General features: G+C 33.8%; 19 protein-coding genes. 4 read left to right on the top strand and 15 right to left on the bottom strand.

Annotation, left to right across the window (positions count from 1 at the left end):
• Nucleotides 1-141 precede the first annotated feature (141 nt).
• Both AAEO57_RS19730 and AAEO57_RS19725 read right to left on the bottom strand, forming a co-directional pair.
• The gene (locus tag AAEO57_RS19730) at nucleotides 142-660 is read right to left on the bottom strand and encodes a ferritin (RefSeq protein WP_341694749.1); all 519 of its coding nucleotides are present in this window, start codon (nucleotides 658-660) and stop codon (nucleotides 142-144) included.
• Nucleotides 661-749: 89 nt separating this feature from the next.
• Complete coding sequence (locus tag AAEO57_RS19725) at nucleotides 750-1106, bottom strand: hypothetical protein (RefSeq protein WP_341694748.1); 357 nt, start codon at nucleotides 1104-1106, stop codon at nucleotides 750-752.
• A 177-nt stretch (nucleotides 1107-1283) separates the two neighbouring features.
• On the opposite strand from AAEO57_RS19725, the gene AAEO57_RS19720 reads away from it, so the two are divergent.
• Both AAEO57_RS19720 and AAEO57_RS19715 read left to right on the top strand, forming a co-directional pair.
• Entirely contained in the window at nucleotides 1284-2087 is an 804-nt protein-coding gene (locus AAEO57_RS19720) for a TIGR00266 family protein (protein WP_341694750.1), read from the top strand.
• 174 nt (nucleotides 2088-2261) lie between these two features.
• Nucleotides 2262-3041, top strand: coding sequence for an alpha/beta fold hydrolase (locus AAEO57_RS19715; RefSeq protein WP_341694747.1), 780 nt, complete (start codon nucleotides 2262-2264; stop codon nucleotides 3039-3041).
• Nucleotides 3042-3105: 64 nt separating this feature from the next.
• On the opposite strand, the gene AAEO57_RS19710 is transcribed toward AAEO57_RS19715, so the two are convergent.
• The 12 genes from AAEO57_RS19710 to gdhA all read right to left on the bottom strand — a co-directional run bounded on the left by AAEO57_RS19710 (nucleotide 3106) and on the right by gdhA (nucleotide 22415).
• Nucleotides 3106-3480 (bottom strand): hypothetical protein, encoded by a 375-nt coding sequence (locus AAEO57_RS19710; protein ID WP_341694746.1) that lies wholly within the window; start codon nucleotides 3478-3480, stop codon nucleotides 3106-3108.
• A gap of 15 nt (nucleotides 3481-3495) precedes the next feature.
• A complete protein-coding gene (locus tag AAEO57_RS19705; RefSeq protein WP_341694745.1) occupies nucleotides 3496-3867 on the bottom strand; it encodes a roadblock/LC7 domain-containing protein in 372 nt (123 codons plus the stop codon).
• Between the two features lie 438 nt (nucleotides 3868-4305).
• Nucleotides 4306-7071: a PD-(D/E)XK nuclease family protein gene (locus AAEO57_RS19700; protein WP_341694744.1), complete on the bottom strand. Its 2766-nt coding sequence runs from the start codon at nucleotides 7069-7071 to the stop codon at nucleotides 4306-4308.
• Between the two features lie 64 nt (nucleotides 7072-7135).
• On the bottom strand, nucleotides 7136-8599 hold the full coding sequence (locus AAEO57_RS19695) for an OmpA family protein (RefSeq protein WP_341694743.1): 1464 nt from the start codon (nucleotides 8597-8599) through the stop codon (nucleotides 7136-7138).
• Between the two features lie 112 nt (nucleotides 8600-8711).
• Entirely contained in the window at nucleotides 8712-9905 is a 1194-nt protein-coding gene (kbl, locus tag AAEO57_RS19690) for a glycine C-acetyltransferase (RefSeq protein WP_341694742.1), read from the bottom strand.
• 72 nt (nucleotides 9906-9977) lie between these two features.
• Nucleotides 9978-13136, bottom strand: coding sequence for a UvrD-helicase domain-containing protein (locus tag AAEO57_RS19685; protein WP_341694741.1), 3159 nt, complete (start codon nucleotides 13134-13136; stop codon nucleotides 9978-9980).
• A gap of 124 nt (nucleotides 13137-13260) precedes the next feature.
• The gene (locus AAEO57_RS19680; RefSeq protein ID WP_341694740.1) at nucleotides 13261-13860 is read right to left on the bottom strand and encodes a lipoprotein signal peptidase; all 600 of its coding nucleotides are present in this window, start codon (nucleotides 13858-13860) and stop codon (nucleotides 13261-13263) included.
• Between the two features lie 91 nt (nucleotides 13861-13951).
• A complete protein-coding gene (locus AAEO57_RS19675) occupies nucleotides 13952-14332 on the bottom strand; it encodes a TraR/DksA family transcriptional regulator (protein ID WP_341694739.1) in 381 nt (126 codons plus the stop codon).
• Nucleotides 14333-14342: 10 nt separating this feature from the next.
• The gene (gene ileS / locus AAEO57_RS19670) at nucleotides 14343-17744 is read right to left on the bottom strand and encodes an isoleucine--tRNA ligase (protein WP_341694738.1); all 3402 of its coding nucleotides are present in this window, start codon (nucleotides 17742-17744) and stop codon (nucleotides 14343-14345) included.
• Between the two features lie 131 nt (nucleotides 17745-17875).
• Nucleotides 17876-18589, bottom strand: coding sequence for a DNA repair protein RecO (gene recO / locus AAEO57_RS19665; protein WP_341694737.1), 714 nt, complete (start codon nucleotides 18587-18589; stop codon nucleotides 17876-17878).
• 30 nt (nucleotides 18590-18619) lie between these two features.
• The gene (porZ, locus tag AAEO57_RS19660; RefSeq protein ID WP_341694736.1) at nucleotides 18620-20899 is read right to left on the bottom strand and encodes a type IX secretion system anionic LPS delivery protein PorZ; all 2280 of its coding nucleotides are present in this window, start codon (nucleotides 20897-20899) and stop codon (nucleotides 18620-18622) included.
• Nucleotides 20900-21071: 172 nt separating this feature from the next.
• Nucleotides 21072-22415, bottom strand: coding sequence for an NADP-specific glutamate dehydrogenase (gene gdhA, locus AAEO57_RS19655; RefSeq protein WP_341694735.1), 1344 nt, complete (start codon nucleotides 22413-22415; stop codon nucleotides 21072-21074).
• A gap of 327 nt (nucleotides 22416-22742) precedes the next feature.
• On the opposite strand from gdhA, the gene AAEO57_RS19650 reads away from it, so the two are divergent.
• On the top strand, nucleotides 22743-23528 hold the full coding sequence (locus AAEO57_RS19650; RefSeq protein ID WP_341694734.1) for a THC0290_0291 family protein: 786 nt from the start codon (nucleotides 22743-22745) through the stop codon (nucleotides 23526-23528).
• A gap of 49 nt (nucleotides 23529-23577) precedes the next feature.
• Here the strand turns inward: AAEO57_RS19650 and AAEO57_RS19645 are convergent, their stop codons facing one another.
• Nucleotides 23578-24720, bottom strand: a complete 1143-nt coding sequence (locus AAEO57_RS19645) for a cystathionine gamma-synthase (RefSeq protein WP_341694733.1) — start codon at nucleotides 24718-24720, stop codon at nucleotides 23578-23580.
• A 195-nt stretch (nucleotides 24721-24915) separates the two neighbouring features.
• Between AAEO57_RS19645 and AAEO57_RS19640 the strand changes: the two genes are divergently transcribed.
• A complete protein-coding gene (locus tag AAEO57_RS19640) occupies nucleotides 24916-25659 on the top strand; it encodes a DUF3298 and DUF4163 domain-containing protein (RefSeq protein WP_341694732.1) in 744 nt (247 codons plus the stop codon).
• Nucleotides 25660-25706: the final 47 nt, after the last annotated feature.

Genomic DNA, 25706 nt, shown 5'->3' with positions numbered 1-25706 from the left:
TTGATTGATTGCGATTTAAATATTACTTTAGCCATTGCTCGTTTTTTGTGCAACTCTAAGATACTATTTTAGATTAAAAACAGCAAAAAAAAGGCTGTCCTTACTTTTAGGACAGCCTCTTTTAATTTTATAAACCGTTTATTATCCGATTTTTGCTATTTGCACATCTAATTGGAATTTGCCGTCAGCTGCGTTTTCGTTGATTAGTTCAAAAAGTTCTAAAGCTCTTCTTGCGTTTTTCTCTTCTTCTCTTTGTTCAGCCACATACCACATCATAAAATCTTCTGTAGCATAGTCATTTTCAGCTCTGCATTTTGCGATTACTTTATTGATTGCCTGAGTAACTGCAATTTCATTTTGCAAAGCAATTTCAAATACTTCTCTCAAAGAAGCAAATTCCTGCTGAACTTCAGGCACAGATGGCGTAACAGCAATCCCTCCCATATCTGTAATGAATTTGAAAATTTTCAGAAAATGCTCTCTTTCTTCTTCCGCCTGCTTATACAAATACGATGCAGTATTAGCATAACCATTTCTGTCCAGCCATGCAGCCATAGCTAAATATTTATTAGAAGCGTCACTTTCTATTTTTGCCTGTAAGTTTAATATATTTTCTACGCCTTCAGTTAGTGAAGTGCTTGTTCTTAGTAAATCTTTCATAACCTTTAATTTTTATACGTGTAAAATTACAAAAATTAAAGAAAAGACCTCTAAATGCCTGAAAATTTGGATTTAATCTAAGTAAGAATCTAAATTAGCTCAACATTTGCAATACTGCAAAGCATAGAATGCAGATTCAGGGTAAATTTTGTTCCGTTTAATAATTCCCTAAGCTGTACTATTTCACAGATGTTAAGATTTCTGGAGAAATTTTTCTTGGTAGTTTCAATAAGCTGTGCATCAGAGTGATCAGACAAGTCATAAAGCATATTGAGAATATCGACACTATTGACCTTTCTTTGAAAAATTAAAAAATCATGAATTTTATAACTTGATACAGTATCAATAAAATTAATGATGATACTATTGGTCAAATCACATTGATAACTGTATCCCTTTTCGGTTTCAAACAATATATTGGTGGTCAAATCGCTAACTAATGCCATTCTGATAAAATTATAACGGTGCAAAAATATATAATTTACAGCAAACAAACACGTAATTAAGACTAATTTAAAATAACAAAAGCTGTTAATGTTTTTAAAAAATATTCACGAACACATAAAACTGTAACATTCGAAGCCAAACTTCGTCTAATTTTGAAAATAAAAAACTTAGAAATTATGCAGGCACACGAAATAGATTATCAGATTTTTGGAGAAGAAATGCAGTATGTTGAAATAGAACTGGACCCACAGGAAATTGTTATTGCCGAGGCCGGAAGTTTTATGATGATGGAAAACAATATCCAGATGGAAACCATATTTGGCGATGGTTCCCAACAACAGGGATCGGGGTTGTTTGGTAAACTTTTAAATGCCGGAAAAAGAGTTCTTACCGGGGAAAGTTTATTTATGACGGCATTTTTAAATCAGGGTTATACCAAAAGTAAAGTTTCATTTGCATCGCCCTATCCGGGAAAAATACTTCCGATTGATTTAACTCAATTTCAGGGTAAATTTATCTGTCAAAAAAGTTCTTTTTTATGCGCTGCCAAAGGCGTTTCTGTCGGAATAGAATTCTCTCAGAAATTAGGCCGCGGCTTATTTGGTGGTGAAGGTTTTATCATGCAGAAAATAGAAGGAGACGGTATGGCATTTGTGCATTCGGGAGGAACAATGGCCAAAAAAGAATTAGCTCACGGTGAAGTCCTGAAAGTCGATACGGGCTGTATTATTGGTTTTACCAAAGATGTTGATTATGATATTGAATTTATTGGCGGCATCAAAAATTCTATTTTTGGCGGCGAAGGCTTGTTTTATGCTACCCTAAAAGGTCCGGGAACGGTTTATATACAGTCCCTGCCTTTCTCCAGATTAGCAGACCGCATCATAGCATCAGCACCAAGATCTGGTGGAAACAGTAGAGATGAAGGAAGTCTTCTTGGCGGATTAGGAAATCTCTTGGATGGTGATAACCGATTTTAATTTATAGAAACGGCTTTCAGAAATGGAGGCCGTTTTTTTACTATATTAAAAAAGAATAAGTTCATTTAAACATTAAGCTTAACCGATCATTATTTTTAAACTCAAATGAACTTATATTTCTTATATGGTTTTAGCTTTTTTATCTTTGCATTTTACCTTCATAAAAATATTATTTTGACAAATATTCTCTATAAAAACACCAATATCTCTTTTACAGATTCAGGAAAAGGAAATGCAATTGTTTTGCTTCACGGCTTTTTGGAAAACAAAAAAATGTGGAAGGAATACATTGAGCTTTTCTCAGAAAACTATCGCGTAATCACAATAGACTTATTAGGTCACGGTGAGTCTGACTCTATGGGCTATGTTCATGAAATGGAAGACAATGCAAAGGTTGTCAATGAAGTTTTAGAAAACTTAAAAATAGAAAGAGCTACAATTCTTGGACATTCTATGGGTGGTTATGTTGCTCTGGCTTTCGCCGAATTATTTCCTAAAAAAACACAAAAACTGGTTTTACTGAATTCGACCTCCAAAGAAGACAGCGCCGAGAAAAAACTAAACAGAACACGTGCGATTAAAGCAGTCAAACAAAATTACATCAACTTTGTCAGCCTTGCGATTGCTAATTTATTCAGTGAAAACAATAGAATTCGCCTTGCGGAAGAAATTGAAAAAGTGAAAACTGAGGCTTTAAAAACTCCCTTACAAGGAATTATTGCTTCTTTGGAAGGAATGAAAATTAGAAAAGACAGACAATATTTACTGCAAAAAAAATTGTTCCCTGTACTGCTGATTTTAGGCAAAAAAGATCCTGTATTAAGCTACGAAGAAAGCCTTTCCCAAATTGAAAATACAGCTGTAAAACTTATTGCATTTGAAGATGGTCACATGAGCCATATTGAAAACCAAAAAGAACTGAAGACTATACTTTTGGAGTTTTTCAACAATTAACAAAATCAAAAAAGGCTGTTCAAATAAATGAAACAGCCTTTTCCTCATTAATTGGGGGCAAAAATTATAACTTAGAAATTATGTCTTTCTTAAATTTTGATAAAACAGCTCTTGTCAATCCTAAATTTGCTTTTTTAGCATCTACAGCTAAATATATAAAGTATTTTCCGTCCTCAGATACATCTATAATATGCAACTGATCTGTAAGTGTAATTAAAACATCATTGATTTTTTGATTCAGCCCTAATGCCTTAATTGCATTTAATTTTGCTTTAACAACTTCTAAATTATAAGCAGAAGCCAATTCCGGGTCAAAAGTCGCATCAACAGAAAGCGAGCTGTATGACATTCCTGTTTCTATTTCTGTAACGGAAACCGCTATAAAACCGGAAATATTTTCTCTTAAATCGTTTTGAAAGTTTTGTAAAAAATCTGACATAGTATATATTAAAAATTAATTATTAAAAATTGTGTCCATTTTACGAAGCAGAAGCCCCATTTTACTCAAATCCTTAGAAAGCAAAGCAACGCATTGATCATCCTGATTTTTGTTGGCAACTACGATTCCATCATCATTTTTAATCATCAATTGTTTCAGGTCTCCATTATTAAGATCTTCTGACATTTCAAGACTCATTTTTAAAATCATTCCGATCATTGCCGCAACATTTCCATCATACTCCAGATTAACAGATTCAACCAATACTCCGTCTATACTAAAAACCAATCCTGAATCTGCACCGGTTTCTTCTACCAGTGTATTTAAATCAATCATTTTTGTTAAATTAATCGTTTTTGGAAGCGCCAAAGTTATTTTTTTTAACACGAACCCACGTATAAACAAATGTTAAAAAGAAGGTCATTATAACTATCTGAGTAACTTTTATTTATCCCCTAATTTTTATTGATTTTTAAAACAAGATGCATAAAAAAAATTAACAAAAAAAATGAATCTATTTAAAAAAAGTCTGTTTTTTTTCATAAAATTTAATATAAAAATTAAGATAACAGTGCCATTCGGGTTCATATAAGTTTTTTTTTTAAATTTGCAGAAAATTGTATTATGAAAACTGTCGACGAATTACGCTTTGACTTAAATGTAAAATTGATGAAGTTTAGAAGATTTCGTTTTGAAAACGGACCTATAAACAATTCCAATACTCAAGAACCCAAAAAAGGGTTTTTCAAAAAAATATTTAGCTAAACGAAAAAGCTTCGATTATACAAAATTATAATCGAAGCTTTTTTCCTATGTATATCAAAATTATTTTATCTTTTCTTCAAAAGAGATATTTGGATCAAAAATTTCGGTCAGAAGCAAGACTATTTCTTCCAGATAACTTGCCAAAATATCATTACTAATTGTAGTAGACAAATCCTTATCTTCTTTGAAACCAAAAGGCATAAAACCCGATTTTAAATTTTTAAAAGAGACTATTCCGGCTTCAATAGGTAAATCAACAGCTTCCTTTTCAAACATAAAAGCATAAGCCAGAACCTGGATAATTTTATCATTTTTAATCTCTTGTGTCAACCCCTTCCATGATTTGAGTATTACATTGGTTTTTTCGACTTTCCCGGTCTTATAATCGACAATTCTTATCTTTCCATTTCGCAATTCAATCCTGTCAACATTTCCTTTTATTAAAACTGGAAGAGGCAAATCAGGATGCTCTAAAAATCGTTCAAATGTTTTCTCTAAAGCTATAATTTTAATTGTATCGCCATTACGAACCTCTTCTAATTCCATTTTCAAAAAATTAGAAACATTTCGTTTTGCCACTTCAAAAGCAAGTAAATTTCTTCCTTTTTTGATTTCACCTTCCTTATAAACCAATTTAAATTGTTTAAGAACCTCGTCATCTAACAATTTAAAACAATTTAAAAGATCTGTTTCCGAAATAATTTTACCTACAAACGGCTCATAAAGCGCCTTTAAAACCTCATGAATAATAGTTCCTAAGGTGTTTAAAGCAATATTCTCCTCTACCTCCTCTACCTCTCTAATTTTAAGGATTTTTTGAAAATAAAAATCAATTGGATTCCGAATATAACTTGTCAATGCAGAGGGAGAAAAACCCAATAAAGCAATTTCCCGCAATCTGTCCATAATAGCCTCAGATTTCAGAATTACCATTGGCTCATAAGCAGTCGCAGGCAAAACAGGATTGTAAATATCAAATGTTAAATTATGATTTGGCTGTTTCTCCACTTCCAGCTGTGTAATAAAACGACTGCGTTCACCAGCATCTAATCCATCGTTTTCAGTATTGTAAATCAGATAAATATTCTTAGCTCTCTGCAGCAGATGATAAAAATGATAGGTATAAATAGCATCTTTTTCCTTAAAAGTTGGCAAACCAAGCTCTTTTTTTACATCATACGGAATAAAAGAATTTTGAGATTTACCAGCCGGAAACTTTCCTTCATTCATTGAAGTAATAATTACGGTATCAAAATCCAAGACACGGCTTTCTAAAACCCCCATAATTTGTAGTCCTTTTAAAGGCTCTCCTTCAAATGATACTTCAGCCACATCGACAACTTGTTTGTAAATTGCATGCAAAGTCTGAATATCATCAATATGGCGATATTTAGAATAATAACTAATCAATTGATTAATTACCTTGAAAACAGAAAAAAGAAAAGTTTTAGCTATTTTTTCTTCCTCATTATCATTACTGAAATTCTCTTTTATCAAAAGTAAAAGTGCCGAAATATTTTCCAGAACAGCCAAAGCTCCACTATCCCATTTTTGAAACAGCAAATCAAATAACCCAGAAGGGTTTAAATTCAGTTCGTTTAATTTAGAATGCGAAATAAAAGTATAGTTATTTTCCTTTATAATTTTAACCAGCTGACTTGTTTTTGCATAAGGCTGAATCAAAGGATGAGTCAGGATTTCTAATACATCTTTATAATACAAAACATAAGCTGCATTATTTCTGGAAATTGCATTACTATGCATCCTGAACAATTTTGCAATCAAAATTTGAGAAGGATTGTTTTTACCAGAAAACCCCATAGTAATATTTAATGCCCCTACAGCATCAGGCAATGAATACAAAACTGGCAGCAATAAATTCTCTTCTCCCAACACAACAGCAACTTTGTCGAGTGCTGTAACAGGGTCATCCTTAATAATATTTTCAATAATACTTCCCGCTAGTTTTGCCTGCCCAATAGTTTTGGGAGTACCAATAACACTGATATTTTTAGACTGAGAAAAATCATTTACTATCCATTCAAAAGGATTTGTTTTATAATGTTTCCAGCTTTCCTTAAAACGTCTTAGGAAAAGTCCTGAATCGTGATATAGATCATTCAAAAAGGTTTGATCGGCATCCCAATAAATTTTAGCCTGATCCAAAGCTAAAAGATGCTGCACTATTTTTTCTTCAGCAGCATTTAATGCATTAAAACCAGCAAAAACAAATAATTTACCTGAATTAGTATCCGAAAAATGATTAAGATTATTTACTGCTTCCCGATAAATAAGCCCCTGATAACCGATACCTTTATTCAGCAGATATTGATATAAAGCATCATAATATATTGGCAGAAGTTTCCAAAAATCAATATATTTTTCAATAAGTTTTGTCTTGTCCTCCACTTCAATCCCCCACCTTTTAATATCTTCAATATCTTTCAGATAAGACAAAACATGAGATGGATCTAAAAGATAACGATCAATTTCGTTAAAATCCTGAAGAAGCATTTTTGCCCAATTAGCAAACAGTTCAAATGGCTGCTGATTTTGTTTGTCTGTTATTGAAAGATACACTTCATAAAACTCAAATAACAGCTCAACGGAATCGACAGAACGAACAAAAGCGATTTGTTGTACAAAATCCTCAACCGAAATAATATTAGGGCAAATAATTGTTTGATTTGCCTGATTCTTTAATGCTTCAATCAAAAACACTTTTGCCCTTTTATTAGGCAGGACAATAGTAAGATCAATTAACCTTTCAGAATAATCTTGAAGGACAGAAATAGCAATTTTACCCAGAAAAGAAGTATTTATCATTTGATAAAAATAAAAAAAGCCATTCAATTAAGAATGGCTTTCTGTTATTTATTTTAAAAGTAAATTACAATTTACCTTCGTATTTAGAACCTACGTGTCTAATTTCAGTTCTTCTGTTTTGTGCTTTACCTGCAGCAGTTTTGTTACTTGCAACTGGCTGAGAAGCTCCAAATCCTTTAGACTCTAAGTTTTCTGGATTAACACCTCTTTCAATTAAAGCATTTTTAACAGCAGCAGCTCTTTCTTCAGAAAGTTTTTGGTTGATTTTAGCTGAACCTGTGCTATCTGTATGTCCTTCAATGCTGAATTTAGCATTTGGATAGTTGATAAGAATTTGTTTGATAGCATCTAATCTTGCCTGAGTTTCTTTATCTCCTGTTTTGAAAGTAGCCTTTCCTGTATTGAAATAAACCGCTCTTGCCTGAACTTTAAGTTCTTCTAAAGCTTCTGTAGTTACTTCAGGACAACCTCTGTTACTAGCTGGACCAGCTACAGTAGGACAGTCATCATCTTTATCAGCTACACCATCTTTGTCAGCATCTAAGAATGGACAACCACCATTTTCTCTTGGACCTGCAACTGTAGGACATTTATCATCTTTATCTGCGATTCCGTCTCCATCTGTATCAGGACAACCTTTTAAAGCAGCTAAACCAGCAACATCTGGACAAGCATCATCTTTATCAGCGATTCCGTCTCCGTCTGTATCAGGACATCCGTTTAATGCAGCTAAACCAAATACATCTGGACAAGCATCAGAAGCATCAACGATTCCGTCACCGTCAGTATCAGGACAACCGTTGAATTGTTTTAAACCAGCAACATCCGGACAAGCATCATCTTTATCGTAGATTCCGTCTCCGTCTGTATCTTTACCTCCGAATTTAAATACTAAACCTGCAGTATGCTGGAAATGAGAAACGTTATCCGGCTCACCATTTGCATCTTCTCTGTCTCCACTTACAGCCCATTTATATCTTGAAGCTAACTCAAGACCAATAGCATCTGTAAACCAGAAAGTCACACCAAGACCTGGATTAACAGTTCCAAAACTACTATCTCCAAAGAAAGTATAACCTCCACCAACAGATAACGATGGATCAACCACTTTAGATTTGATTAATTCCTGGAAGCTATATTTGATAGTAGCATCAATTCCATAATACATTAAATCCCCTGGATTATAAACAACATTCCCTCTTGAGTCATGATCTGGATTAGATGGATCAAAAACAACATATTTATCAATTTTATTCACAGAACCTTGTAAACCAACAGAAAATCCATGACCTACATATCTGTTTACACCAATGTAAGATAGAGAAGGAAGAATATTCCAGTTATCTTTTACAGCAAATAATTGAGAAAAGTGTTGATCAAAGAAACCACTTCCTGAACCAGAACTTGTTCTGGTATCTACGGCATTAACCCCAAAAGAGATCGCCCACGGGTTGTTACTGTCTTGTGCTTGGGCATTTAAACCCATAGCCATTAACACAGCAACAAAAAGTTTGTTAAGATGTTTCATACTTATTTTTTTTAATTACAATTTAGTTAATTACAGACAAAAGTAACACCTAATTTTTTAAATACAAAATGTAATGTTAAAAAAAACCTACAAAAATTGAATAAAATGGCAATTATATAACTTTTAACATTTTCCCAACCAATGTAAAAGCGCCAATGGCTTTATCCAAATGTTCTTTTGAATGCGCCGCAGACAACTGAACCCTAATTCTAGCTTTTTCTTTCGGTACAACCGGATAAAAAAATCCGATTACATAAATTCCTTGTTTTAAAAGTTCATTAGCCATAGTTTGGGATAATTTCGCATCATACAGCATAACTGGTACGATCGCTGAGTCTCCGTCTACAATGTCAAAACCCGCTTTTTTCATGCCGTCCTTAAAATAATTGGTATTCCATTCTAATTTATCTCTTAAGGAAGTATCTTTTTCCAAAAGCTCAAATACTTTTATAGAGGCCCCAACAATAGCAGGTGCTAATGAATTCGAAAACAAATATGGTCTTGAGCGCTGACGCAATAATTCAATAATTTCTTTTTTAGCCGTGGTGTAGCCTCCCATTGCACCACCGAGAGCTTTACCCAGTGTTCCAGTTATAATATCGACCCTTCCCATAACGCCTTTTGCTTCAAGTGTCCCTTTTCCCGTTGCACCAATGAATCCCGCAGCGTGACATTCATCTACCATCACTAAAGCATCATATTTATCAGCTAAATCACAGATTTTATCCAACGGAGCCACTAAACCGTCCATAGAAAAAACTCCATCAGTAACAATCAGTTTAAAACGAGCTCCAGCCTCATTTGCCTTAATTAATTGCTGCTCCAAATCTTCCATGTTGTTATTTTCATAACGATAACGTGCCGCTTTACACAAGCGTACCCCATCAATAATGGAAGCATGATTTAAACTGTCTGAAATAATAGCATCATTTTCCCCTAATAATGGTTCAAAAACACCTCCATTCGCATCAAAAGCAGCAGCATAAAGAATCGTATCTTCTGTTCCATAAAAGTTGGCAATTTTTTTTTCCAATGTTTTATGAATATCCTGAGTACCACAAATGAAACGCACTGACGACATCCCGAACCCATGCGTATCCATTGCGTCTTTGGCCGCCTGTACAACTTCAGGATGAGAAGAAAGCCCTAAATAATTATTAGCACAAAAGTTTAAAACAGTTTCTCCGGTCGAAATAGTAATTTCTGCACCCTGTGCCGAAGTGATAATACGTTCTTTTTTAAAAATCCCGTTTTCTTCAATAGCCTGCAATTCATCCAGCAGATATTCTTTAATTTTTCCGTACATTTTTATCCTTTTAATATGTTAAAAATTAACAAGTTACACACTTCTGTTTATTTTAACATCTGATTAATTTTATCACAAATTTACCACATCAATATCAGTTCCTATATACACTAAAGCTCTTTTTAACACTTTGTATCCTAATTCTTCAATAGCATTTTGATATTCATGAATTTGCTGTACATATTTAGGATTTCTTGCTCCTGTTTTATAATCCAGCAAATAAGCTTCTTTATCTTTTGTCAAAACAACTCTGTCCGGCTTTAATGTTTTGCCTTCTTTCTGAATAATTGCCTGCTCGTTCAAAATCATATTTTCCCCGTCAAAACAAACACTAATTTCAGGATGATTTACAATTTCAGATAGTGATTTCGAAACAATTTCTTTTTGACTAAAGGCTATCAATCCGTTTTCTATTGCTTTGGTAATCGCAAGATCAATATCCGATCTGTCTTTTACAAAAGCCAAAATTTCATGAATTATATTTCCATAAGAAATAGCATCCTGTTGATAAGTACCCCACATTAAAGCCTCCCGCTGGGCAATTTTTATATTTTTTGGATTTAAAACTTCTGAAACTATCGGAATTGTTTTTACCTGATCCAATATCTTATCTGAGACTAAAAGTTTCAGCTTGTTTCCAAATTCATATTCCAGTCTCTCAGGGTCGTAAATACCTTTATGAATTAAATATTTAACAAAAAATGAAGCCATATTATTTGGAAAATCTCCATCTTTTCTTTCTTTCAATGATTGCGAGATAACATATAATTGCTCCTCCGCACGTGTGAGAGCCACATACAAAACATTAATATTATCCAGCAACTCCTCCTGCTTTTTCAAATTAAAAACAACCGATGCGCTTTCTCCAAAACCTTCTACTGCACTACTATTATCAATCAATGCTTTTGGCACACCTAAACCTTCGTCTTCGGCATCAAGCCACAACTTATCTTTTGGTTTTCTATTATAATCCTCTTCTGCAAAAGGCATAATTACAACAGGAAATTCCAATCCTTTTGATTTATGAATAGTCATAATCCTGACCGCATTTTTCCCTTCCGGAGATGGAATACTGAATTTCTCTCCATTTTTATCCCAGTAAGATAAAAAATCGGCTATACCGGCCTGATTGCGAATATCCCGTTCTAAAACAATATCAAGAAAATATTGCACATAGGCATTTCCGTCCAAAGGAAAAATAAATTTTGAAATGATAATTTCTACCGCTTCATACAATGATTTTTTTCGAATATTTTGAAAAGAAAGCGAAACGTCAAAAGTCAAAAGCCATTTTTCAAAATCATTTTCAAGCCTCTGATTCATTCCTTCTGCAATAAAATCATGAATTGGCATTTCAATCTCCTTTGTATTTCCTAAAAAATGCAGGAAGTTTGCTTTTGCTTCCAAATCAATGCTATTATTGAGATATTTTAGCAAATGAATAATTAGACGTACCTCAGTTGCATTTTGAATCATCAAGGTTTCTGATGACAGAATTGGGATATTTTGTTCGGTGAGGTAATTGGCAATTGCGATTCCCTGATCTCTTTTTCTGGTTAGAATTACAATATCTTTATATTCAAAACCTTCACGAATCACTTTCTGAATTGTATTCAGTGTAGCCAGAACGTACAAATCTGTTTTCTCAGCCACATCTTCTTCATCAGCAAAATCATTCTTTTCAATTACCGGAAGAAAAGAAATATTGACATACCCGCCTTTTTTGGAATTTGAATTCTGAAAACTATGATTTTCATACAAATTCTTATAATCTTCATTCGAAAACTCAGTCGAAATTAGCTTAAAAAAAGCATTATTAAAATCAATAACCTCGCTATAGCTTCGATAATTTGTATCTAAATGTTTAATTACTTTATCCGGATTATTAAATGGATTTACATCTTTACTTAATTCGATAAACTGCTCTGCCTTTCCGCCTCTCCAGCGATAAATAGACTGTTTTGGATCTCCAACAATCATCAAAGTTCCTTTATTACCGAAATCATCCTGCCCGGAAAGCGCATTATCGATAAGTGGAATTAAATTTTGCCACTGCATTTCTGAAGTATCCTGAAACTCGTCAATAAAGAAATGACGATAACGCTCACCCAAACGCTCATAAATAAAAGGCGCCGGCTGGTTTTGAATTTCACGATGAATAATCGCATTGAATTCTGAAATTGACAAAATATTTTGTTCAGACTGAATTTTAGCCAGTTCATTACTAACTGTATTCAACAAAGAAAGAGGTGTTATATTTTTTAAAAAAGCTTTATAAAAATCTCTCTTTTCAAAATTTTTATAAACCTTTGCTAATATCTGAAGTAGTTCTGGAATAATATCTTCAATAAACCCTCGGTCTTTTGCTGTTTTATTGATAGCAACATCCTCAAATTCATGAAAAGTTTTATTCCTCGGATTGAATTTACCATCCCTGATACTTTCTAAATGATTCGGAAAAGTTCCTCTTGAGAACGATTTCAAATCAATTCCGTTTTTATCAATCAGAGCGAGAGCTTCTATCGCAAAATCAGCGTTTTCTTTTTCTAAATCGGCACATAAAATTGCCATTTTCTTTTTGATTTCGACAAATTCTTCAATCGATTTATCATGAAAATGCAAAATCTCATTCCGGTTATTTTCATTCAAAACCAATCTGCCTGTTTCAAGAATTTCCCGTGAAACATCCCAACTTTTATCATCGTCAGTTTTTTCCATCGTAAAATCGACAAGCAGTTTTGTCAAAGTTTCATCCTGCCCAGCCTGAGCAATAATGGCATCAACCGCTTCAATTAACAAATTTTCCGTATCCAGAGTCACCTCAAAAGTCATGGGCAAATTCAGATCATGTGCAAAAGCCCGGATAACTTTATGCGTAAATTTATCAATAGTAGAAATATCAAAAGCAGCATAATTATGGATAAGATGCTTAATAATATTTTGGGATTTTGTTTTAATTTGAATTACCGAAAGGCCCGTTTCACAAGACAAGTCTTCCATCAAATCGTTAGCTTTTGCTGATGGATTGTCTTTCGTAAATTCAGACAAACTCCCAACAATACGGCTTTTCATTTCATGAACAGCTTTATTGGTAAAAGTTATTGCCAGAATATTTCGATAAGCATCATTTTTGGGAGAAGAAAGAATAATTTTAAGATATTCTTTTACTAAAGTATAAGTCTTTCCTGAACCTGCAGAAGCATCATAAATAGAAAAAGACGGGCTTTGCATAAGTTTGATTTTAATAAGGTAAAAATAACCAATAAATATTTAAAACCCAATTAATGCAAAATTCCAAATTCCAACATCAGTTTTAATTGCAACAGCTATTGGAATTTCAAAAATTTTAAATTGATTATTCGTACTTCGGAAAAGCTTTTTTATTAAAAACCAGCAAAATCCCAACCCCTGTAGAAATCGCAATATCAGCGACATTGAAGATGGCGTTAAAAAACTCAAATTCTTTTCCTCCAAACAATGGTATCCAGCCAGGCAGATGACCTTTCCAGATAGGAAAATAAAACATATCTACCACTAAACCATGAAACCATGTCCCGTATGGTTCTGAAGCAAAAGGAGTTGCCAGATTGTTATAACTGCTGTCAAAAATAACTCCATAAAAAACAGAGTCCAGTATATTGCCTGCAGCACCTGCCAAAATAAGCGCAATCGCTACAACCAAATAAGAAGAAGCGTGTTTTTTTACAGAATCGTAAAGCCAATATCCAATCCCGAAAACAGCAAAAATTCTAAATACAGTTAAAATTAACTTTCCGTATTCACCAGGAATCTTAGTTCCCCATGCCATTCCCTCATTTTCAATAAAATGTATCCTGAACCAATTAAAAACCTGGACTTCTTCACCTAATACAAAGTTCGTTTTTACATAGATCTTAGAAACCTGATCTATTAATAATATTAGAAATATAAGGAGATATGCTTTTCTTAATGACATTTTTTGAATTTTAGTGTCGCAAAAATAACAATTAAATCAAAAAACGCCCCTACAAGGAGCGTTTCTTTTATCTAAAATAGAAATTTCTATATTATTTCTGCAAGTTTTTAGCTTCGATACTCATTGTTGCATGAGGAACGATTTTAAGCCTTTCCTTACCAATTAATTTACCTGTTACTTTGCAGATACCGTAAGTTTTGTTTTCTACACGGAATAAAGCATTTTTTAAGTCACGAATGAATTTCTCTTGTCTGATAGCCAACTGAGAGTTTGCTTCTTTTGACATGGTCTCACTTCCTTCTTCAAAAGCTTTAAAAGTTGGAGAAGTATCGTCAGTTCCGTTATTCAAATCGTTCATATAGGCACTTTTGATCAAATCAAGATCTTCTTGTGCTTTTTTAATTTTTGCCTGAATTATTTCTTTGAACTCTGCTAAATCTGCATCAGAGTATCTTGTAATTTCATCTATCATGGTCTTATAATTATTTTGAAATTAATATCAATGTTTTAATATCATCAAACTCAATTTCTGTGCCGTTTTCTAAGACGTCCACAAAAACCAAATCTTCTGTCAGTGTCTCAGACTTAATATAGCCTTCATTTTTTAAAACAGCCTCTTCTAAAATACCGTTTCTTTTAATTTGTATATTAATCTTATCAGTAACTTCAAATCCTGAATCTTTACGGATATTCTGAATTCTGTTTACTAATTCTCTCGCGATACCTTCATTTTTTAATTCCTCAGAAATTGTAATATCAAGCGCAACTGTAATTCCGTTTGAATTTGCAACCAGCCAGCCTTCAATATCCTGAGATGTTATCTCGACGTCTTCTAATGATAAAGTTACATTATTTCCAGAAATAACAATATCTAACGTTCCCTGCTTGTCCAACTGATTGATCTGATCCGCAGAAAAACCCTGTATCTCTTTAGAAATCAGACCCATATCTTTTCCAAAACGTGGGCCAAGAGCTTTAAAATTAGGCTTAATCTGCTTCACTAAAATACCTGAAGCATCGTCTAAAAGCTCTACTTCTTTCACATTTACTTCCGCTTTTACCAGGTCAGAAATCGCTTCGATTTCAGCACGCTGATTCTCGTCAAGTACCGGAATCATTACCTTTTGCAAAGGTTGACGCACTTTAATCATCTCTTTTTTACGTAGTGATAAAACCAAAGAAGATATAGTTTGCGCCTTCTGCATTTTGCTCTCCAACGTTTTATTAACAAAGTTTTCGACAAATTTTGGAAATTCAGCCAGGTGAACACTAGCAAAATTCTCGGTTCCAGTAGAAGCTGTCAAATCTCTGTACAATTTATCCATAAAAAACGGAGCAACCGGAGCGCTTAGTTTACTGATTGTAAGCAAACAAGTGTAAAGCGTTTGGTAAGCTGCAATTTTATCTTTAGCATATTCACCTTTCCAGAAACGACGACGGCATAAACGAACGTACCAGTTACTTAAGTTTTCCTGAACGAAATCAGAAATTGCTCTTGTCGCTTTTGTAGGTTCATAATCTTCATAACATTCATCTACAAATTTGATTAATGAATGTAATTCAGAAATAATCCATTGATCTATTTCAGGTCTTTCGTTTAACGGAATTTCGGCTTCTTCATATTTAAATCCGTCGATGTTTGCATATAACGAGAAGAATGAATACGTATTGTAAAGTGTCCCAAAGAATTTACGGCGAACCTCAGCAATTCCTTCAATATCAAATTTCAGGTTATCCCAAGGATTTGCGTTTGAAATCATGTACCAACGAGTCGCATCTGGACCGTATTCTGCAATCGTTTCAAAAGGATCTGTCGCATTGCCTAAACGTTTAGACATTTTTTGTCCGTTTTTATCCAGAACCAAACCATTTGAAACTACGTTTTTGTATGCAATTTTATCAAAAACTAAAGTTCCGATCGCGTGTAAGGTATAAAACCATCCACGGGTCTGATCTACTCCTTCAGCAATAAAATTAGCCGGAAAATCTTTATTCCCGTCAATTTTATCCTGGTTTTCGAAAGGATAATGCCATTGTGCATACGGCATTGCTCCAGAATCGAACCAAACGTCAATCAAATCGCTTTCGCGTTTCATTGGCTGGCCTGAAGCCGAAACCAAAGTAATTTGATCGACTACATTTTTGTGCAAATCAATTAACTCATAATTTGATTCAGACATGTTTCCGATTTCGAAACCTTTAAATGGGTTTTCTTTTTGAAAACCAGCTTCGATAGATTTCTCAATCGCATTGTATAATTCTTCAACAGAACCAATAAGAACTTCTTCTTTTTTGTCTTCAGTTCTCCAAATTGGCAACGGAATTCCCCAATATCTAGAACGAGATAAGTTCCAGTCGTTGGCATTTTTTAACCAATTTCCAAAACGTCCTTCACCAGTAGACTTAGGTTTCCAATTGATAGTTTCGTTCAGGTCGAACATTCTATCTTTTACATCGGTTACTTTGATGAACCATGAATCTAGAGGATAATATAATAACGGCTCGTCTGTTCTCCAGCTGTGTGGATAACTGTGCACGTATTTTTCAACTTTAAATGCTTTATTTTCTTCTTTAAGACGAATAGCGATTTCAACATCGACAGATTTCTCTGGAGCTTGCCCTGCATCGTAATATTCGTTTTTAACATATTTACCAGCCAAATCACCTAAATGCGATGTGAATTTTCCTTGTAAATCTACTAAAGGAACTGCATTTCCTTCTTCATCTAAAACCAACATTGGTGGAACTTCTGGTTTTGCTTCTTTTGCTACTTTGGCATCATCTGCACCAAAAGTAGGCGCTGTATGTACAACTCCCGTTCCATCTTCTGTTGTAACAAAATCACCTGCAATTACTCTAAATGCATTCTCAGCATTTTGATATGGCAATACATAAGGCAATAATTGCTCGTAACGAATTTCTACTAAATCTGCTCCTTTTGCTTCGGTTAAGATTTTGTATGGAAGTTTTTTGTCACCGTTTTTAACGTTATCAAAGTCAGCATCATCTTCACTCAAGAAAAATCCTTTTCCGAATTGTTTTCCAACTAAGTTTTTAGCCAAAACAACATTGATTGGCTCAAAAGTATATTGATTGAAAGTTTTTACTAAAACATAATCGATTTTTGGACCAACTGTTAAAGCGGTATTCGATGGCAATGTCCAAGGCGTTGTCGTCCAAGCTAAAATGTGAATATCTCCAAAACCTTGTAAAAAGCTCGGAAGCGTTTCTGGCAAAGTTTTAAATTGCGCTATAATTGTAGTATCTGTAACATCACGATAAGCTCCCGGCTGATTTACCTCGTGAGAAGATAATCCTGTTCCTGCTTTTGGAGAATAAGGCTGAATTGTATACCCTTTGTACAACAAACCTTTATCGTAGATTTGTTTCAAAAGCCACCAAACCGATTCCATATATTTTGGCTTATACGTCACATACGGATCTTCCATATCTACCCAATAACCCATTTTTTCGGTCAAATCATTCCATACGTCTGTATAACGCATAACGGTTTTTTTACACGCTTCGTTATATTCTTCGATCGAAATTGTCTTACCAATATCTTCTTTTGTAATTCCTAATTCTTTCTCAGTACCCAATTCTACAGGCAAACCGTGAGTATCCCATCCGGCTTTTCTTTTAACCTGAAAACCTTTTTGAGTTTTATATCTGCAAAAAATATCTTTAATCGCACGTGCCATTACGTGGTGAATACCAGGCAATCCGTTTGCTGAAGGCGGACCTTCAAAAAATACGAAAGGCTCAGCACCTTCGCGAGTGGTTACACTCTTTTCAAATATATTTTCTTTCTTCCAAAAATCAAGAACTTCAGACGCTACCGTTGGCAAGTCAAGTCCTTTGTATTCAGTAAATTTTGTACTCATTTTATCCTTTTCTTAAACGAGGTGCGAAAGTAAGGAATTTTGAGGAAAATAGATAAAAGATGAAGCAAAAAAGACCTTTTTCAATAAATTCAGATTAGACTCTATAACAAAGATTGTTTCTTTTACTGATTTTAAGAAAAAATTTCTTTTAAAATTTCTAAAGATTTTGGTTTTTTAAACCCTTCCAAATGCAGACTATAATAATCGATTAGAATTCTCAGAAGAATTTGTCTTTCTAAAACATGAAAGACTTTTTGATCGTTATCGAATTTTAGTCCAATCAGTTTTTTAAACAAGTTCGTTTCATGTTCAGACAACACATTTCCATTTTGAAAAAGTGTAAAAACACCTTCATTCATTTCAAAAAAAGGCAAATCAGTTTCTGAAACATCCGGATAAAATCCGAGGTATTTAGTCATTTCCAAAAGCAGGATTAGATGAAAATTAGAAATTTCGTTATGATGATCCAGCCAGGTCAGGGCAGTTTCTAAAAAAAGGAAAAGCTGTTCATTTTTTTCTTCTTCCTGAATAGAATAATGCAGCATTTCTGAAAGGAACATTACCATCGTACTTTTTACAATATCAGTATGAATACTCTGAAACGGAACAGCACTTTTTATTTCTTTAAAATTTTCTAAAGTCCCTTTGTTTTTATGAACCGCTTCAATTTCTAAAATCGAAAACGGCTGAAAATACGCCATCTTCTGACTTGATTTTCGACTCGAAAAAGCATCACGCACAAAATAAGATTTCAGCCCGTTTGATAGTGTGAAGCATTTTACTATCAGGCTTTTTTCCTGAAATTTTAAGGATGAAATTACTATGGCTTTGGTTTTAACAAGCAATTTTAGATTTTTTGACTTTTGACTTTCAGACTAACGTATAATCATCACTTTCTTGACTTTTGTTTCACTTCCATCCTGTGCAGAAATGAAAATCATATAAACGCCCGAAGCTACTTTATATTTACCAAAAGCGGTGGTATCCCATTCGATTGTACCTCCTTCTGATATTTTTTCATAAACTAAATTACCTTCTATATCAGTTACTTTTATATTGGCTTTATCAATCAATCCTGTAATTTTCACTGTTCCTGCATAAGCAGGACGCACCGGATTGGGATAGACGTAAACATTGTTCAGATTTTCATTTGCTTCTGTTGATACACCTTTGAAGGAAATCATCCCTTTATTTGTAACTATAAAAACTTCCCCAGTAGTATTATTTATTTGAATATCATTTATAGTATTACTTGGCAGAGGAGAATTATTTATAGTAAAATGATATTTTGTCTGCTGTCCATCGGGAGATACCATAAATACCCCTGAATCGACAGTACCTATCCATTTGTTATTAGCGCCATCTACTACAATGGAACTTACAAATTGTTCGTATAATAATTCCTGCGCCAAATTATCTTCCATTATAATAATTGGATTTGCTTTTAATTGTGAATCTGATTGAAAATTCCCAACATTAGACAATACGCGAAGCCCCTTTGAAGTCCCTATCCAAAGCTGATTTTTAGTATCAATTGCCATCGACCTTATATCGGTACTTGGCAAATTTCCATTATCAGATCCTTCCGTAACCTTTTTATATATATTATTCTTTTCATTAAATGCTATAATACCACTAGTATTAGTACCTATCCATTTTGTATTGTTTTTATCAATAACAATATCTGAATATGAAACATTTTCAGGATTATCAAGAATCCCTGTCATAGAATAACTTAGCCATTGACCATTTGCTTTTAAGACCTTTAGACCATTTTTAATCAGACTATTGGTAATCCATAAATCGCCTGATTTATCAAATGCAGTTCCATTAATCCGAATATCTATATAGTTTGGCCCCGCAAATGTCAAACTCTCCAAACCACTATTTTTTTCATTGTACAAAATTGAAGGGACATCATTCTCAATTTTTAGCAATCCTGAAAAAAAAGAACTGACATACACCTGGTTTTCATTTTTTGGATTTATTACAACCCTGGTCAATGATTTAGCATCAAAAACTTCAGAATAAGGAATATGCACCCATCCAGAAGAAGTAAATTTACTTACTCCGTAACTGTCTAAAGGATAAGGATTATAATTCACCGTATAATCCCCATAAACCATCCACACCTGACTTGAAAATACATCTACTGAAAAAATATTATTTCGCAAAGGTCCCTGAGGTGTATTATCTACAAAAGCATTAGAAATCGATAAAGATGAGCTAAACAAACCATTCTCTCTTGTGCCAATATAAATAGCATCGCCAATTGCAGATGAGCAGACAAAATTGACCCCGGCATCTACAACCTGAGTATTCGAAATCTGACGGTACAGAACCATTTGATTGTCATAAATGTAAATTGCTGCCGGAGTTGTAACAAACAACTGATGGTTTGCCACTCTCATATCTGTAGAAGACTGTGGAAGCTGAAAAAAAGTCACAAACGAATTTGAATTATAACGATGAATGTACCCTGCAGCATTGATTGCTATGAGTTCTGTATCTAAGGTTTCTACACTGGACCAGTCACCGGAATTAACAACTGTCCATTGATTATAATCTACCAAATTTGCATTGGTAATACTGGCCCGCCTTATTCCGTTTGAAGTAGCTGCATAAATAAAGCCATTAAAAAAAGTAGTCTGTTTTACACTAATTTCAGCACCGGCATCGCCAATAAAATAAGTATCACCAAATTTAGAAGTTGCTAAATTAAACTGTACAATTCCGAAATCACAGGAAACATAAACCAATCCGTTTTGCTCCATAAAGTGATTGATTTTTTTTAGATTAGAAGGCAGTTGTTTATTGATTACATCTACCACTTTAAGCATGCTCCCATCTTCATTTACAACCATAATCAGCCCGTTTTCATAGCCTATTATTGTTTTTTTAAACGACTCACTATAATACATTGAAGATATAGTCTGTCCTGAAAGTCCATCGATAGTAGTTGTAGTTTTAAGGATATTAGTCGCTAAATTTTTTGAAAACAAAGCATTTTCTGAAGCGGCAATAATTGATGCTGAACTTATAGCAATATCTTTAATATTATTGTATGAAAAATAGCCCTGCCAGGATAATGCTCCCTGAGAAAAACATTTTTGAATAATTAAAAAAAACAGAATATATAAAAACTTTTTTTTCATTTGCTTAAAAGATTCAGATTGACAAATATACTACAAACGAAAGTATTTGATTTTTGTTCTGTTTTAAATTATTCTTTTTTAAAGCAGAAGAAAATTTGGCACACAAAAATGCCTTCGATTCTCTTCTGATTTAAGGAAAAGAATGAAGGCATATTTATAAATTCTAAAATGTTTATACTACTCCCTGAGCAAGCATAGCATCAGCAACTTTAACAAATCCGGCTATATTAGCTCCTTTTACATAATTAACATAACCATCTTCTTCAACACCGTATTTTTTACACTGATTGTGAATTCCAACCATGATGTCTTTTAGCCTTAAATCTACTTCTTCACTTGTCCAGTTAAGACGAATAGAATTTTGTGTCATTTCTAATCCCGAAGCAGCAACTCCACCTGCATTAGCAGCTTTTCCAGGTGCAAACAGCACTTTATTATCTAAAAACAATTTAATTGCATCTAATGTAGAAGGCATGTTTGCAGCCTCAGTTACACACAGTACTCCATTATCAATAAGCTTTTGAGCGTCTTCACCATTTAATTCATTTTGAGTAGCGCACGGAATTGCAATGTCTACTTTTACTTCCCAAGGACTTTTCCCTTTATGAAAGACAGCATTTGGATATTTCTCTAAATATCTTTCTGCTTTGTTGTCGCCGGTTGCCCTCATCTCCAACATGTGGTCTATTTTTTCTCCGGAAATTCCTTCTTCATCATAAATATAGCCATCAGGACCAGACAGTGTGACTACTTTCCCTCCTAGTTCATTTACTTTTAAAGCAACTCCCCAGGCCACATTTCCAAAACCTGAAATAGCCACTCTTTTTCCCTTTATTTCATGTCCTATAGTACGCAGCATTTGATCTGTAAAATACACCACTCCATAACCAGTAGCTTCAGGTCTTATCAGTGAACCTCCGTAAGCCAGACCTTTTCCGGTTAAAACTCCTGTAAATTCATTCCTGATCCTTTTATACTGACCAAACAAATATCCAATTTCTCTTGCTCCAACACCTATATCCCCTGCCGGAACATCCAGATCCGGACCAATATGTCGGCATAGCTCTGTCATGAAGGATTGACAGAAACGCATAATTTCAGCATCAGATTTCCCTTCGGGGTCAAAATCAGAACCCCCTTTTCCTCCTCCCATTGGGAGAGTCGTAAGACTGTTTTTAAAAACCTGTTCAAAAGCCAGAAATTTTAATACCGAAAGATTTACAGTATGATGAAATCTTATTCCTCCTTTATATGGTCCGATTGCTGAGTTCATCTGAATTCTAAATCCTCTGTTCACGATGATTTCTCCTTTATCATCAACCCATGGAACTCTAAATATTACCGAACGTTCAGGCTCAGCTATCCTCAACAGCAGGTTTTTTCCATCATATTTTTTTTGTTCTGCGATAAACGGAATTACCGTCTCTGCAAACTCTCTAACAGCCTGAAGAAATTCAGGTTCATTTGGATTTTTTGACTCTACAAGAGCCATAAACTCATTTATTTTTTGTTTCATCATTTTGAAATAAATTACGCTAACAAATCATTTATTTGTATCAGTAAAATAAGAAAACATCCTTTAAGAAAACGTTTTCGTTATTTATAACAAAGGTAAAGCAAAATCATATTTCAAAATTCATTTTTATAACATTTTTAGCAGAATTGTATATTTTTCAAACAAATTTAAAATTCACATTAACAACTATTATTTTCTAAATTAAACCCAATATTATGAGTAGTGTTTTAAGGGTTTCATTACTTATTTTTTAATTGGCTAATTAATTATTTTAAAGTCGGTTATGTTTTTTATATATTTGCCAATGATTTGAAAGCCCAAAAACTCATGTTCAAGCAAATAGTACTAACTTTTTTCACATTATTTGGTATTTCCACGGTATCAAATGCACAATTAGCCTACGAAATTGGATTAATCGCTGGTCCAGTAGCTTTTCAGTCTGACTACGGACAAAGACACGATGCTTCAACAAATGTTGGAAATACGGGTTTTGGAATCGGAGCGGTACACTGGATAAACTTTTCGTCTGCCGCAAACGGAAACGAATATTTTAACGAACATTTTAAAGTTCGCTCTGAAATTTCTTTCACTCACACTAATTTTCAGCATTATGGAAAATGGATTGAAGGCAAACCATCTGCTGGAAAGGAAAAATTAAAAGCTATGAGTGGAAAAACAAGTACTTTAAATATTGGAGCTCAGTTGAATTATTCTCCTTTTATGACAATACATGAGTTCGAAAAACATGTAGGCAGTTTTTATCCTTATTTTAGTGTAGGTGCCATGGCGAGTTATTACGACACTAAAGCCAGTTCTTCTCTTGGTCCATTAGGAACACCTGCTACAACTTTTGACAAATATTTAGTACCCTCAGACGGTCATCAATATGGTTTTTCTACTGAAAACGGCATTGCGTTTTCTGTACTTCTTGGAGTTGGCGTACAATATAAGCTAAATGAAATGAACGATTTACTTTTTGAGATTCGTTATCAGGGATTCAATTCTGACTGGATTGACGGATTAAATCCTAATCGTGATCTTTACAAAGAAAACAAGGCAAATGACTCACAGGTTTGGTTCAATTTTGGATATTCACATTATTTAGAATTCTAAAAAAAAATATAAACAATCCCCAATTTGAAAGAATTGGGGATTGTTTTTTTTATTTCAAAGCCTGCTCTAAATCAGCTATTAAATCTTCTGCATCTTCTATGCCTACGCTTAAGCGGACAAGATCATCAGTAATACCAACCTCTGCTCTTTTATCTGCCGGAATTGAGGCATGAGTCATTAAAGCCGGATGGTTCGCTAAGGATTCTACTCCTCCTAAGGATTCTGCCAGAGTAAATACCTTTAGGTTTTCTAAAAATGAAACAGCATCTTCTTTTTTACCTGAAACAAAATCAAAAGATACCATACCTCCAAAAGCTTTCATTTGTTTTTTGGCAATTTCATGAAAAGGATGACTCTCTAAACCAGGATAATAAACCGTTTTGATTTTAGGGTGACTGCTTAAAAATTTAACGATTTTTTCTCCATTTTCACAATGTCTCTGCACTCGTAACGATAGTGTTTTTATTCCTCTTAAAACCAAAAAACTATCCATTGGTCCCAAAGTCGCTCCGGTCGCAAATTGCTGAAAGTGCAATTGTTCTCCTAAAGCTTCATCTTTTACAATTATAGCCCCGGCAATCACATCTGAATGTCCTCCTAAATATTTTGTTGCTGAATGCATTACGATATCTGCTCCTAAATCAAGTGGTCTCTGCAGATAAGGTGTCGCAAAAGTATTGTCAACTGCCAGCCAGATTTTATTTTCTTTTGTGATTTTGGCTACTTCCTCAATATCTGCCAGTTTCATCAAAGGATTGGTTGGTGTTTCTATCCAGATCAATTTGGTGTTATCATTTATTAAAGACTTTAATTTTGCAATATCAGTCATATCAACAAAATGGAATTTAATCCCCGAATCTTTATAAATTCTTGAAAACATCCTGTAAGTCCCTCCATACAAATCATCCATAGCGATTACTTCGTCACCAGCTTTAAAAGATCTCAAAATACAATCAGTAGCTGCCAAACCAGAAGAAAAAGCAAGACCACGTGTACCATTTTCGATACTTGCCAACGCATTTTCTAATGCTGTACGGGTTGGATTCGATGCACGGCTATATTCGTAATCCCCTAATGGCTTTCCCGGACTCGTCTGAACAAAAGTAGAAGTTTGATAAACCGGAGGCATAACAGCTCCTGTTTCAGGGTCATGATGCTGACCTCCGTGTATCACTTTAGTATTGAATTTCATATATTGAATTTTAATTTTATCTTGTTATACTTAAGCGTAATTTACAAATAATCAATACTGTAACTCACCAATTAACATTACTTGTTTCATACAGTTACAATTTCAAAACACTTAATACTTTCACAAATTTACCTTTTAATTTATTCTAATCCTGACTCATCTTCTTACCTTTGTATATAATTAACACTTTTTAAGATGAAACACTGCACTCTTCTTCTCATAGTGATTATATTATTCACCGGCTGTACTAAAACATTGACTCTTGAAAACGAGGTTTTTGAAAAAAAATCCAAAATACCCTGTAAAAAAGATTGTCCTAAAATTACAATCGATATACCAATCGCAAAAAATATCCCTGTAACAGCAGATAGTATCAACAAAAAAATATTAAATGTTTTAAAAGAAATCGTTTATTTTGGCGAAAAGCCATCAAACGCAAAAGATTACAATTCGATCGCCAATTCTTTCATTGATTCGTATGAAGAAATGCGTGAAAAATTCCCAACCGAAACTTTTGGATGGGAAGCGAAAATTACAGGAAATGTCGAATACCATTCTGATCAGATTTTAAATATAAAAATTGATCACTATACTTTTACTGGAGGCGCTCATGGCTATCAGGGATATCGTTCACTCCTCTTCAATCCCAATACGGGAAAAACTATTTTTAAAAACGAATTGTTTAAAAACGAAAAAGAATTTAAAACTTTCGCCGAAAAAGAATTTCGGAAAAAATATAAAATTCCGGACAACACCAATATCAATTCAACCGGTTTGATGTTTGAAAATGATAAGTTCCAACTGCCACAGAATATATTTTATACCACCGAAGGACTACTTTTATATTACAACTCTTATGAAGCAGCTTCTTATGCAGACGGGCCAAAAGAGATTTTATTTCCGTATAAAGAAGTGAGTAAATATTTGAAATTTTTATAGATTCTTAAATTGAGTTAAATGCACTGAGCATCTCTACACCTCAACCA

This window comes from Flavobacterium calami (genome assembly GCF_038290035.1).
Lineage (GTDB): Bacteria > Bacteroidota > Bacteroidia > Flavobacteriales > Flavobacteriaceae > Flavobacterium > Flavobacterium calami.
This window is presented reverse-complemented; position numbering and strand designations above follow the sequence as displayed.